Here is a 12,635-nt window from a genome sequence, read left to right as displayed (position 1 = left end):
CGGGCACAAAAAAGGGCGACCTCAGGTCGCCCTTTTCCGTTGTCTGGAATTATTTAGTGCTGATCGCACCGTCTACCAGGGTTTGCGCTTCAGCCACCAGTTGCTTGAGGTGGTCGTCGCCGATGAAGCTTTCGGCGTAGATCTTGTAGATGTCTTCGGTGCCCGACGGACGCGCAGCGAACCAGCCGTTTTCGGTCATCACCTTCAGACCGCCAATGGCCTGATCGTTGCCTGGAGCCTTGCTGAGAATGCTCTGGATCTTCTCGCCCGCCAGCTCGGTCGAGGTGACCTGCTCCGGCGACAACTTGCTCAGCAGGGCCTTCTGCTCCGGGTTGGCCTTGGCATCGACACGCACGGAGAACGGTTCGCCCAATTCGTCGGTCAATGCACGGTAGGCCTGGCTTGGGTCGCGACCGGTACGGGCAGTCATTTCAGCAGCCAACAGGGCGGGAATCAGACCGTCCTTGTCGGTGCTCCATACACCGCCGTCCTTGCGCAGGAACGAGGCGCCGGCGCTTTCTTCGCCACCAAAACCCAGCGAGCCGTCGAACAGGCCATCGGCGAACCATTTGAAGCCGACCGGCACTTCGTACAGGCGACGGCCCAGACGTTTGGTCACGCGATCGATCAGACCGCTGCTGACCACGGTTTTACCCACAGCCGCGTCGGCGCGCCATTGTGGACGGTTCTGGAACAGGTAGTCGATTGACACGGCCAGGTAGTTGTTCGGTGCCAGCAGGCCACCGGACGGAGTGACAATGCCGTGACGGTCGTGATCCGGGTCGCAAGCGAAGGCCACGTCAAAGCGCTCCTTCAGACCGATCAGGCCTTGCATGGCATGGCTGGACGATGGGTCCATGCGGATCTGCCCGTCCCAGTCGACGGTCATGAAACGGAACGTCGAATCGACTTCCTTGTTCACCACGTCCAGGTCCAGACGATAGTGCTCGGCAATCGCCGACCAGTAGCGCACCCCTGCTCCGCCCAGCGGATCGACGCCCAGGCGCAGTTTGGCGCCGCGAATGGCATCGAAGTCGATGACGTTGATCAGGTCGGCGACGTAGGTGTTGACGTAGTCGTGACGGTGGGTGGTGCCGGCCTTGAGCGCTTGCTCGTAGCTGATGCGTTTGACGCCGGCCAGTTTGTTGGCCAGCAGTTCGTTGGCCTTGGCTTCGATCCACTTGGTGATGTGGGTGTCGGCCGGGCCACCGTTGGTTGGGTTGTACTTGTAACCGCCGCTCTGAGGCGGGTTGTGCGACGGCGTGATGACGATGCCGTCGGCAAGACCCGTGGTGCGACCACGGTTGTAGCAGAGAATGGCGTGAGAAACCGCCGGGGTCGGGGTGTACTCATCCCCTTCGGCGATCATCACGGTCACGCCATTGGCCGCCAGTACTTCCAGGGCGCTGGCCCCGGCCGGAGTCGACAGCGCATGCGTGTCGATACCGACAAACAGCGGGCCGGTGATGCCCTGGGCTTCGCGGTACAGGCAGATCGCCTGGCTGATGGCCAGAACGTGCCACTCGTTGAAACTCAAATCAAAGGAACTGCCCCGGTGCCCGGAGGTGCCGAACGCCACACGCTGGGTGGAAACCGAGGCGTCGGGTTGACCGGTGTAATACGCCGTAACCAGTCGCGGGATGTCGACCAACAATTCTGCCGGTGCCGGTTTGCCCGCAAAAGGACTGAGTGTCATGCAAAACCTCTGAAATAGAGTGGTTCAGGAAATTACAACGGAGTTTACTGGCAGTTGCTCCGGAGCGCGATGGGGTCTATTGCGTACAAGCCGGGTGTTTTCGCGCATCTGTCCGCGGAGCCAGTCGCAACGCATCCCCAAGCAGTCCGACAAGTCTTAACAACTCGTGTTCCATGCTGCTAGTCACGCTTAGACGCAAGTGCTGTGCATGCAGGCCCTGAAGACTGAACAACTCCCCCGGCGCGATCAGTACATGCTGTCTGAGCAGCCGTTGAAACACTGAATCCATCGCGACCGGATGCGCTGAATGCAGCCAGATCGTCGCGCCGCCCTGGGGCTCGACGAGCTGCAGAACGTCGCCCAGGCGCTCTCTTATCAGCTCGACCCATCGGGTCCGACGCTCCCTGAGTATGCGCCTGAGTATCGGCAAGTGCTGTTCGACCCGCCCGCTCCCATAGAGTCGGGCAATGGCCTTCTGACGGATCGGTGACAGACGAAACGAACGCAACAGGAAGTGACGCTGCAAATCGGCGCGCCATTGTCGCGACAGGACAAACCCGTAGGGCGCTTCAACCCCGATGATTTTTTCGAACATGGAAAAGACCAGCAGCCGGTCGGGATCCACCAGTTCGCGCAGTGGCTCACCGTCATCTTTGTCCAGCAACTCGCCATGACAATCATTCTCCAGAACCCAGGTGCCATGATTCGCGAGCAACTGCGCGACGGCTTGGCGACTGTCCTGAGGTATACGGCTCCCGTGGGGCATGTTCAATTTCGAGGACAGCAGGATCAGCCGTACCCGCTCGGTTTCGAGCAGCCTCTGCAGTGTCTGCAGATCGAGCGCCCCGTCTGGTTGAATCGGGAGTTCGATGACCCGGACTTCGGCAGACTCAAGCAAGCGCAGGATCATCCAGTCACACGGCGACTCGACGACTACGGTTGCGTGGCGCAATTGGAGCACTGCGATCAGGATCTCCAGCACTCCTCTCAGATCGGCACCGATGTAGACATCCTCGGCGTGCCAGCAATGCTTCGCCGATGAGGTGTAGCGAGCCGCCAGCAATGTGCGCAGTTCCAGCTCTCCGCAAGGCTGGGCAGGCGCTTGCAAGTGCTGGGGATACTGGCGCAACAGTTCTCGCTCAATCGTCAGCAAGGGGCGATCCAGGGGCTGGACCAAGGCCGGCTCATCGGCACTCAGTACGTGCATGCCGGCGCATCTGGCGTTGACGTAGACCGTTTCCAGCAAATCACTGCCGCGACCGGGCGGCATGATCGTGGATGTCGCCTGCGCAAAGTAACCTGATTTGGCCACGGAATAGACCCGGCCTTCTTTCTCCAACAGTGCGTAGGCGTACTGAATGGTCGAGATCGATACGTTCAAACGCTCGGCCAGTTGCCTTAACGATGGCAGTCGAACAGGTCCCTGATTGCCCGGTTCGCTGATCAGTTGCGTCAGGTAGCGATACACCGCCTGATAGGCAAAATCGGACGCTTGCGACTCACTCATGACCAGATGCCCGCAGACACATCCGCGTGACGGAGCAGCAAATTCGCACTCAACCTTCCGCCGATCGGTCACTCGCAGTGACCTCGTGCTCGGGCAGCTCATGCGTCTTGGCGTGATCGCCCATCCGGACAGCATCCATTGCATACAACCGGCAGATCAGGCGCAAAGGCATGCCGCTGACATCGGTCATCCATTGCAAGACCTGCTCTGGCGCGTGCAGGCCTTGCATGGCACGGTGCAGATCCGGCATGGCGACCAGCATGCCGGGATGGCAGGTGCGCAGGAAGCGTTCAAGGCCGGCGCCGGCATTGATGAACGGCGCGAACAGCAGGCAAACCAGCTGCGGCTCGTTGAGGCCGAAATTCTTTTGCAGCGCCGCCGCTGCCAGCGCCCGCTGTCCGACGGGATCGGACAGATTGCAGAATGTGGCAATGAAACGTTCGCAAATCTGTTCGGGTGTGTTCCTGCGGCGCATCGCCGCCAGGTATTGCTGCAGATAGTCCGATACACCGGCTTCGTAGTCGCGCCCTTCGATATAACTGGCTTGCAACCCCTTCAGGTAGGCGCCCACCAAGGGGTCGGTGCATTCACCGGTGCGGGCTTCAAGCATCAGGTCATCGGCCTGAAACCCGAGGAAATCGCTGAGCAAGGGCCAGCGTTCCTCCATTTTGCCGACGACCATATCGTCGATGCCGATATAGCCGGTTCGACGACAGGCTTCGAATTCGCCGAGCGGCCGCCAGGGTACCCGATCGTCCTGGGAATAGACTTCGCGAAAGCAATCGCCACCGACGCTATCGAGCAATCCGAACAATTCATCAAACCCTCCCCCCTTTCGCGCCAGTCCGCCAAGGCCGGCCTTGCGCACTGCGCGGTCCAGGCCGTCGATAAATTGCTCCTGACGGCGCGCGTTGTCGCTACTGATCAAGGCGTCGACACCGTTATTCCAGCGGGCGACCTGACCGTAGAATTCGGCAGTGGTCAGAAACAGGTCGTCCCAGAGTGTCAGATCTTCATCCCATCCACGGCGATGCCCTATCATCAGCAGGTTGAGTCTGCCGGCCTCGCGCCCCTCGTCGCAGACAGGTGCCAGATGGTTGAACGGCAGGATCTCGCGATGATCCACCATCAAAAGCTCGACCCTTGGATCGTCGTGCAGGAACAGCGCGCTGAAGCTGCGATGCATGTTGTGCAATGCCGAAGCCGGTACGCCATTGCAACGCAGCGTCGCGACCCTCAACTGGAATGTGGCAGGTGCTCGGCCGGCAATGCTCAGTTGCGCTGCACGTAACAAGGCCAGGCTGTAGCAACAGTCGCGTGTGCCGGATTGAGTCACCAATACCTTGAATTCACCGATACGCTCCATGCCCCCGGCAGCAACCGCAATGCGCTGGATCAATAGCTGCAATGCCGTTCGTTCGGCACGGGAAAAGAAACTCAGCAGTCTCTGCAATACTTGCTGGTAGACATAATTCATTGCCTGATCATGGATCGTGCTCATCAGTACTTCACCCGGTATCAAAGGTTTTATATCACGCACCCACGCGGGGCGAGCGCGCAATCACGCTTCATTAATTAATAGACGCTGAAATGCTAACACTTAAGTTTTTGTAGTTATTTGAAACAGTTATGCGCGTGGCATTTAGTCATCATGACCAATGCGAGCTCAGGCCCCGTCATTGCAGGGCTCTCGGTAAGCTTTAGTTTTCCTAGGAAACTTCTTACAAGACCCTGCACATAATGAGCACAAGAAATAAAGAAGGGATTACATGGATCCCCTACAAACTTTAAACAGAAGTTTGAAGTGCGATGATAAACAGCTGATCGATACTGCACGGGACAAATAGAATGCACAGACATAGCTCATTCCTTGAGATGAAAGTAGTCATTCAATTATCAGGGTCTGGAGGGCAATTAGAAGATACAGATCAAGAGCAAAAACCAGTTCAGTTGCTGAACGTCCCCAGGTGTCTGACCCAGGGGTTCTTGATGTCTGAAGGATAAAACGCACAAGAGTCCGTGGGGCCACGGACTCTGATTGGAAAGGTCAGGCAGTTTCGATTTGCAGGGCAACCCGCTCGCGGCACGGACATTCATCCATGTAGCGGTGAGCTTCGACAAACTCGTTGAACGGGAAAACCCGGGTCTTGAGCGGAAGCAGTACACGGTCAGCGGTGAGTTGGTTGATATCACGCAAGGCACGCTGCAAGGCGACGTGATCCTGGATGATGCCCAGCTCCGGCTTGCCGGTGAAGTTGCCGATGCAGTGCACGAAGAACTGAATGTTCTTCTGGAACGCCGCACAGGCCGGGAACGGCGTCTGGTTGCCACCCTGCAAGCCGTACAGCACCAGGCTGCCACGGGGTGCCAATACATCACCGAGCAGCGACATCTGTGGCCCGCCGAGACCATCGAACACCACATCGACGCCGCGGTTGTCGGTGATCTTGTTGATTCGCATCAACAGGTCTTCTTCTTCGGTGACGATTACTTTTTCGGCACCGAGAGACAGCAGATACTCACGTTCCTCCGCCGTTTTGGTGGCAGCAATCACCCGCACACCCAGCGCCTTGCCCAACTGGACAAAGGATGGACCGGCACAGTGGCTGGCGTCGGTCACCAGGGCGAACTGCCCGGGTTTGACCCGTGCCAGATCAACGTAACCAAAATAGGCAATCAACAACGGCGTGTAATGCACGCTGGCTTCAACCGGGCTGAGCACGTCCGGATACCGGGTCAGCGCGGTGCGCGGCAGAACGATCAGTTCGCCGTAGACCGGGTAATCGTTGGGGCTCTCGGCCGGGAAACTGGCCACCTTGTCGCCCACTGCCAGATCTTCGACACCATCGCCGATCGCCGTGACCACACCGGCCATTTCATGACCGAGGCCCGAAGGCAGACGCGCCTGGGACGATGCCAGATTCTGGCGCCACAGCGTGTCATACCAGCTGATGCCGATTGCCTCGACACGCACCTGCACTTCGCCAGGACCTGGCTGAGCAGCCGCATGCTCTTCGCATTTGAGCACCTCGGCCGGACCAAACTTGTGAAAACGGATCGTGCGGGACATCGCAAACCTCGTCAAAGTAACCTCTAATGCCCTGAACTCTATCTGGGCTTTCCAGCCAAGACTATCAGTGGCTATTAATAGTCGACATGCCTGTCATTGATTCCGCAGCATGGCCAGCATTGAAAAAATCCATGAAAAATCTGCTGCCGCCTTCTCAGTAAAGCTGAATTACCCGGTGCAGAGTACCAGCCTTTCCCCGTAAGATTCATGCCGGCCATTGTTCTCATATGGTCGCTCTCGTCAAGCTTGATGACTCTGCCAGGACTCCAGATGAATCGTAATGACCTGCGTCGTGTCGACCTCAACCTGTTGATCGTGTTCGAAACGCTGATGCATGAGCGCAGCGTGACCCGTGCGGCGGAAAAGCTGTTCCTCGGACAGCCGGCGATCAGCGCGGCGCTATCGCGCCTGCGCGGCCTGTTCGACGATCCCTTGTTCGTGCGCACCGGACGCAGCATGGAACCTTCCGCCCGCGCGGTGGAAATCTTCGCCCTGCTCTCCCCGGCCCTGGACTCGATTTCCACCGCCGTCAGCCGTGCAGCGGAATTCGACCCGGCCACCAGCACTTCGGTATTTCGCATCGGCCTGTCGGACGATGTCGAATTCGCATTGCTGCCGATGCTGCTCAAGCGCCTGCGCGCCGAGGCGCCCGGCATTGTGCTGGTGGTGCGTCGCGTCAACTACATCCTGATGCCCGGCCTGCTCGCCTCCGGCGAAATCTCCATCGGCGTCAGCTACACCACCGACCTGCCAGCCAACGCCAAACGCAAGGTCTTGCGCCGTAGCGCCCCCAAATTGCTGCGCGCCGATACCGTGCCGGGACCGCTGAGCCTGGACGATTACTGCGCCCGACCGCACGCGCTGGTGTCGTTTGCCGGCGACCTCAGTGGTTTCGTCGATGAAGAACTGGAAAAACTCGAACGTAAACGGCATGTGGTCCTGGCGGTGCCGCAGTTCAATGGACTGGGTACGCTGCTGGCGGGCACCGACATCGTCGCGACCGTCCCCGATTACACGGCGGAAGCCCTGACAGCCGCTGGCGGCCTGCGCGCCGAAGACCCACCGCTGCCGACGCGCACCTTCGAACTGCACATGGCCTGGCGCGGGTCGCAGGACAACGATCCGGGTGAGCGGTGGTTGCGATCGCGGATTCAGATGTTCTTCGGCGACCCTGACAGTCTCTAGGTTTCGCCGGGCGGGCTGTTCATCTGATCATTTCTGGCTTTTCATGGATCCTGGAAATCCAGTCACTTCCAGTGCACTTCGCGATTACAGCCCACCCGCTACCGGTACCCAAGGCTGTAGCGTGCAAGCCGGATCAAAGGTGCAACGCGGGTTTGGCCTGGCGAACGCCATGGACAGAAGGCACGCGGACCCGCAGAGCAATCAGCAGCGCGGCCAGTAGCATCAGCGCGGCCGCTGCGACGAATACGCCTGCGCTCCCACCGAGGCTGAATACCGCACCGCCAGCGGCGGCGCCTGTTGCGATGGCCGACTGCACAGACGCCACCACCATGCCTCCAGCGCTTTCCGCCTGATCAGGTACCGCGTTGGCGACCCAATTCGACCACGCCACCGGCACACCACCAAAGGCCAGACCCCAGATCGCCAGCAATACCGCCTGCCCCGGCACCGACGCCGGCAACAGCACCAACGCCAGTGCTGCGACGCCGACCAGCGCGGGCATCAACACCAGAGTGGCCAGCGGGTAGCGCTCCAGCAGCTTCCCGGCTAACAACGTGCCGACGAAGTTCGCCACACCGAACCCCAGCAGCATCAGCGACAGCCCTTGCGGGCCGATGCCGGTAGTCCCTTCAAGGAATGGCCGAACATAAGTGAACATCGCGAAGTGCCCGCTGTGCACCAGTACACAACCGAACATGCCCATGGCGATGCCCGGACGCTGCAACACCTCGAAAACGGTGCGCAGTCTTGCCGGCCGGCGCGGCGCGAGGCGCGGCAGAGTGAGCGACTGGAAAGCCAGGGTCACCATGCCTACCGCCGCCGCTGCAAAGAACGCGCTGCGCCAGCCATATAACCCGCCCAGATAACTGCCCAGCGGCACTGCAACTACCGTCCCAATGGCTATGCCGCTGAAAATGATCGAAAGCGCCCGAGGCAACAAGGCACTCGGCACCAGGCGCATCGCTACCGCTGCCGCCATGCTCCAGAACCCGCCAAGGGCAATACCCAGCAAGATGCGCATCAACAACAGCACCGCGAAGCTGGAGGAAACGGCGACCAACAGATTCGAGGCGACCATCAACGTGGAAAAGCCCAGTAACACCCAACGTCGGTCGATGCCGCGGGTCAGGCCTGGCACCAACAAGCCAGCGAACAGCGCCACCACGGCTGTCACCGTCACCGCCTGGCCAGCCAGCGCTTCGGACACTCCCAGGTCGGTAGCCATCAGCGTCAACAAACTCGCCGGAAGGTACTCAGCGGTGAGTAACCCGAACACACCCATTGCCAACGAGAAGACGGCCATCCACGCGGGCGTCGCAGGCTCTACATCCGCGCCGACGCCGGGATGGCGGTCGGATACGGCGTTACATACACAGTCAGTCATTGCACGGATCTCCCAATGTTCATTGCGAGCCGAGTCTAGGCGCCGAAAACTGGATGATCTATGATTCAAAGTCTCTATTTTTTGATTAAAACACCTGAACGATGCCTGCAGACCAATTTGCTCTTTCCTCGGACCTCATCAACGAGCTGTTGCGCGGCATGCGCCTGCGTGGCGTTGAATACCGGCGTATCCAGGCGGGTCCAACGTTCGGATTGAGCTTCGCGGAAAAACCTGGGCACGCCTGGTTCCACTTCATGGCCATCGGCAATGCGCAATTGCGAATGGAGGACGGCAACAGGTACGCGCTGTCTGCCGGCAACGCCGTGTTCATTTCCCATGGCGCGGCTCATCAACTGTTTTCCCATCCGGACGCGCCTGTTCAAGACATCGACGGTCTAGACGGCGAAACCTTGGGTGAAACCGTCAGCGCGGTGGATACCGGAGCCGACGCCAGCCCAACGCCGAGCACTATTTTGTTCAGTGGTTGCATGGAGTTTGAGTTGGGCAGTATCCATTGCCTTGGCCAGCTGATGCCGGGCCTGATGCTGATTGATGCCGGTGGCCAGCGTTATCCCGGGCTGGTACCGATCCTGACCACCATGGAGCGCGAGGTCAGCGCCGCCCGTGTGGGCTTTGCCGGCATCCTCGCGCGGTTGGCCGACGTGGTGGCCGCCATGGTCGTTCGCGGCTGGGTCGAGTGTGCCTGCGGCAATGCTTCGGGGCTGATCGCCGCCTTGCGCGATCCACGCCTGGCCGGTGCACTGCTTGCGCTCCATCAAGAACCGGGCCGCGACTGGACCGTTGCGCAGTTGGCAGAGCACTGCAATACCTCGCGCTCGGTATTCGCGGAGCGCTTCCAGGTCACGATTGGCATGACTCCGCTGCGCTACGTGACCGAACTGCGAATGCGGCTTGCAAGCCAGTGGCTGACGCTCGAAAGGCTGCCGATCGAAGAGGTGGCGCAGCGTTTGGGTTATACGTCCCAGGCTGCGTTCAGTCGTGCATTCAAGCGCATTACGGGCAGGACACCGGGCTTGAGTCGCAAGGCGAGGCAGCCCGCGACTACTTGAAGTCCAGCGCACGGAGTCAATGATCCTCGCCTCTGAGTCATTTGCCGCCGGTTACGTCGAGGAATGTACCGGTAACAAATGATGCTTCTGCACCAGCCAGCCACAAAATGGCCCGCGCCACTTCCTCCGGCTGCCCGCCCCGGCCCATCGGGATCGAGTCCTTGACCCGATCGACCCGCCCCGGCTCGCCGCCGCTGGCGTGCATGTCGGTATAGATGTGCCCCGGTCGGATACAGTTGACGCGAATGCCCTCACGGGCCACCTCTTTGGCGAACCCGATGGTGAACGTTTCCAGCGCGCCTTTCGATGCTGCGTAGTCGACATATTCATTCGGACTGCCCAGACGTGCCGAGGCCGACGACACATTGATCACCACGCCGCCCGCACCGCCGTGCCGCAGGGACATGCGCTTCACGGCCTGTTGGGCGCACAGTATCGGCCCGAGAGCATTGACCGCAAAGATGCGTTGCATGCGCGCGAAGCCCAGGTCCTCCAGGCGTGACTGTTGCGCCAGCACACCAGCGTTATTGACCAGGACATCGATGCGCCCGAACGTGCGGTCGATCGCGGTAAAAAGACTCGCGACCTGCTCGGGGTCGGCGCTGTCGGCGCGCATCGCCAACGCCTTGCGTCCCAGCGCTTCGACATCCGCCGCCACTGCCAGCGCGGCGGACTCATTGGCAACGTAACTGATCGCGACATCGTAGCCTTGAGCAGCAGCGAGTCGGGCGGTGGCGGCGCCCACTCCCCGACTGCCACCTGTGATCAGAATCAGCGGAGCCTGCGAGACGTTAACCATGAAACTACTCCTTAGCAGATGATGCCGAGTCAGCCGATGATGATCGCGCCGCTGGCGATCACCACACAGGCCAGTATCCGGCGGACGGTAAGTGTTTCACCGAGGAACAAGTAACCAAGCAGCGCCGCAAACAGCACGCTGGTTTCGCGCAAGGCTGACACCGCGCCCAGCGGGGCTTCGTTCATCGCGTAGATAACGATTGCATAGGCAAGCAGAGAGACCAGCCCGCCCATTGCCGCAGCGAACATTCCGGGCCGAATCGAAAACAGGCTGCGGGCATCGCGCAGAACGATGTAGACCACCGGCATCAGCACGCCCCACAAGGCACTCATCCACACCGTGTAGGCCAGCGGCGCGCCGGACAGCCGCGCGCCAATGCCGTCGACCACGCTATAAGCCGCGATAAAGCAGCCGGTTCCCAATGCGTAAGGCAGGCTGGGCACCGACAGGCTGCGTCCCCGGAAGGCCAGCGAAATGATCCCGCCAGACACCAGAGCAATGCCGAGCAATTCGCCGGGGGTGATGGTTTCGCCGGCAAACAATGCGGCGCCCAGCGTGATCAACGCGGGCGATGAGCCGCGCGAAATCGGATAAATCTGTCCCAGATCGCCGACCCGGTAACTGCGCACCAGAAACAGGTTGTAGCCGACGTGCAGCAATGCCGACAGCAGCGCATACCCCCAGCTCTGAGGCGCAGGCGCCACCATGAACATCGCGGCAACTGCACAGACTATGGCGATTGCAACGCACATCACCGTCATCGACCAGAGCCGATCGGCACCGCCGCGCAGCAATGCATTCCAGCCGGCGTGCAGCAGCGCGGCGAACAGGACAAGGAGGACGAGATGAGTAGGCATTGGCCATTTTAGGCAGCCCGAACGGCCGGATTACAGAGAAGGCTCCTCATTGCTCCATGAGTGATTATTCATGCCTTCAAACCTGCCCGCCTTGCACTTTGAGCGCCTCACCGAGCAGCCATTCGCGAAAACTCTCAATGTGCGGCTGCGTCTCAACGCCCTTGGGGCAAACGAAGTAGTAGGCGAGCGGTGACTGAAACGGCACATCGAACAGCCGCACCAGACGGCCATCGCCGATTTCCTTCTCGACATGCCCGCTGCGTACCAGGGCAATGCCATGGCCGAGCAAAGCCGCCTCCACCGTCATATTGGTATCGCCAAATCTGACGCTTTCCCGTAGCGGCAAAAATGCCAGCCCGACCGACTGGAACCATGCTTCCCATTTCGGCGCAAGTTCGGCGCCGTCACGAGCAAGCAGCGGCAACTGCAACAAATCGGCGGGACTGCCCGGCATTCCGACGCGTTGCAGCAGTTCGGGGCTGGCCACCGGGAAAACCTGCTCACCGAACAAAAACTGTGAATACAGACCGGGATAGTTGCCCTTGCCCAAGCGGATCGCGACATCGGCTTCGCTGCTGGCGAAATGGATGACCTTGTCCGTGGTGTCCAGCGACACCAACAGTTCCGGGTGCTGGCGGGCCAGACTCGGCAAGCGTGGCAGCAACCATTTCAACGCAAAGGAATAGGTTGTGCTGACGCTGAGCCGGACCCTGCCCTTTTGCTCACGCAGATCAGCCAGCGTTGCCTCAAGGCTCATGAAAAACTCACGCACAATCGGCGCCAGGGTAGCGCCCGCAGGCGTAAGGCGTAACGACTTGCCCCGTTCAAACAGCTGCAAGCCCCAAAGTTCTTCCAGATGCCGAAGCTGATGGCTGACCGCGCTCTGGGTCACATGCAATTCCTGCGCGGCGGCGGTGAACGTCGGGTGCCGGGTGGATACTTCGAAAGCCCGCAAAGTCGCGGTCGGGGGCAGATCTCTCATAAACAAAGGGTCCGGGATTGGCAAAACATCGAGGTATGAGTATCAGGTCATGTTAGAGCGAAATGTTGTGGGTTGCCTGTTCGGG

At 60.1% G+C, this 12,635-nt stretch carries 10 protein-coding genes; 2 read left to right on the top strand and 8 right to left on the bottom strand.

Going from position 1 to position 12,635, the window contains the following annotated elements; translation table 11 throughout:
- Positions 1-49: 49 nt before the first annotated feature.
- The 4 genes from pgm to ACM6JM_RS09120 all read right to left on the bottom strand — a co-directional run bounded on the left by pgm (position 50) and on the right by ACM6JM_RS09120 (position 6,273).
- A complete protein-coding gene (pgm, locus tag ACM6JM_RS09135; RefSeq protein ID WP_039768304.1) occupies positions 50-1,696 on the bottom strand; it encodes a phosphoglucomutase (alpha-D-glucose-1,6-bisphosphate-dependent) in 1,647 nt (548 codons plus the stop codon).
- Positions 1,697-1,772: 76 nt separating this feature from the next.
- Positions 1,773-3,203: a PLP-dependent aminotransferase family protein gene (locus tag ACM6JM_RS09130; RefSeq protein ID WP_103386098.1), complete on the bottom strand. Its 1,431-nt coding sequence runs from the start codon at positions 3,201-3,203 to the stop codon at positions 1,773-1,775.
- 49 nt (positions 3,204-3,252) lie between these two features.
- Entirely contained in the window at positions 3,253-4,704 is a 1,452-nt protein-coding gene (locus tag ACM6JM_RS09125; protein WP_039768300.1) for a hypothetical protein, read from the bottom strand.
- A gap of 546 nt (positions 4,705-5,250) precedes the next feature.
- Positions 5,251-6,273 carry a zinc-dependent alcohol dehydrogenase family protein gene (locus tag ACM6JM_RS09120; protein WP_039768299.1) on the bottom strand — a complete coding sequence of 341 codons (1,023 nt, stop codon included), beginning with the start codon at positions 6,271-6,273 and terminating at the stop codon, positions 5,251-5,253.
- Positions 6,274-6,543: 270 nt separating this feature from the next.
- On the opposite strand from ACM6JM_RS09120, the gene ACM6JM_RS09115 reads away from it, so the two are divergent.
- Positions 6,544-7,458, top strand: a complete 915-nt coding sequence (locus tag ACM6JM_RS09115; RefSeq protein WP_074690647.1) for a LysR family transcriptional regulator — start codon at positions 6,544-6,546, stop codon at positions 7,456-7,458.
- A 133-nt stretch (positions 7,459-7,591) separates the two neighbouring features.
- Here the strand turns inward: ACM6JM_RS09115 and ACM6JM_RS09110 are convergent, their stop codons facing one another.
- Positions 7,592-8,842, bottom strand: a complete 1,251-nt coding sequence (locus ACM6JM_RS09110; RefSeq protein ID WP_414881696.1) for an MFS transporter — start codon at positions 8,840-8,842, stop codon at positions 7,592-7,594.
- A gap of 101 nt (positions 8,843-8,943) precedes the next feature.
- Here ACM6JM_RS09110 and ACM6JM_RS09105 point away from each other — a divergent pair, with 101 nt between their 5' ends.
- The gene (locus tag ACM6JM_RS09105) at positions 8,944-9,912 is read left to right on the top strand and encodes an AraC family transcriptional regulator (protein WP_414881695.1); all 969 of its coding nucleotides are present in this window, start codon (positions 8,944-8,946) and stop codon (positions 9,910-9,912) included.
- Between the two features lie 37 nt (positions 9,913-9,949).
- On the opposite strand, the gene ACM6JM_RS09100 is transcribed toward ACM6JM_RS09105, so the two are convergent.
- The 3 genes from ACM6JM_RS09100 to gcvA form a co-directional block, all read right to left on the bottom strand.
- Entirely contained in the window at positions 9,950-10,711 is a 762-nt protein-coding gene (locus tag ACM6JM_RS09100; protein ID WP_414881694.1) for an SDR family oxidoreductase, read from the bottom strand.
- Positions 10,712-10,740: 29 nt separating this feature from the next.
- A complete protein-coding gene (locus ACM6JM_RS09095) occupies positions 10,741-11,568 on the bottom strand; it encodes an EamA family transporter (protein ID WP_414881693.1) in 828 nt (275 codons plus the stop codon).
- 76 nt (positions 11,569-11,644) lie between these two features.
- Positions 11,645-12,550, bottom strand: coding sequence for a transcriptional regulator GcvA (gene gcvA, locus ACM6JM_RS09090; protein ID WP_103386104.1), 906 nt, complete (start codon positions 12,548-12,550; stop codon positions 11,645-11,647).
- Between the last annotated feature and the right edge of the window lie 85 nt (positions 12,551-12,635).

It is taken from the genome of Pseudomonas sp. IT-P2 (assembly GCF_949767575.1).
GTDB lineage: Bacteria > Pseudomonadota > Gammaproteobacteria > Pseudomonadales > Pseudomonadaceae > Aquipseudomonas > Aquipseudomonas pharyngis.
This window is presented reverse-complemented; position numbering and strand designations above follow the sequence as displayed.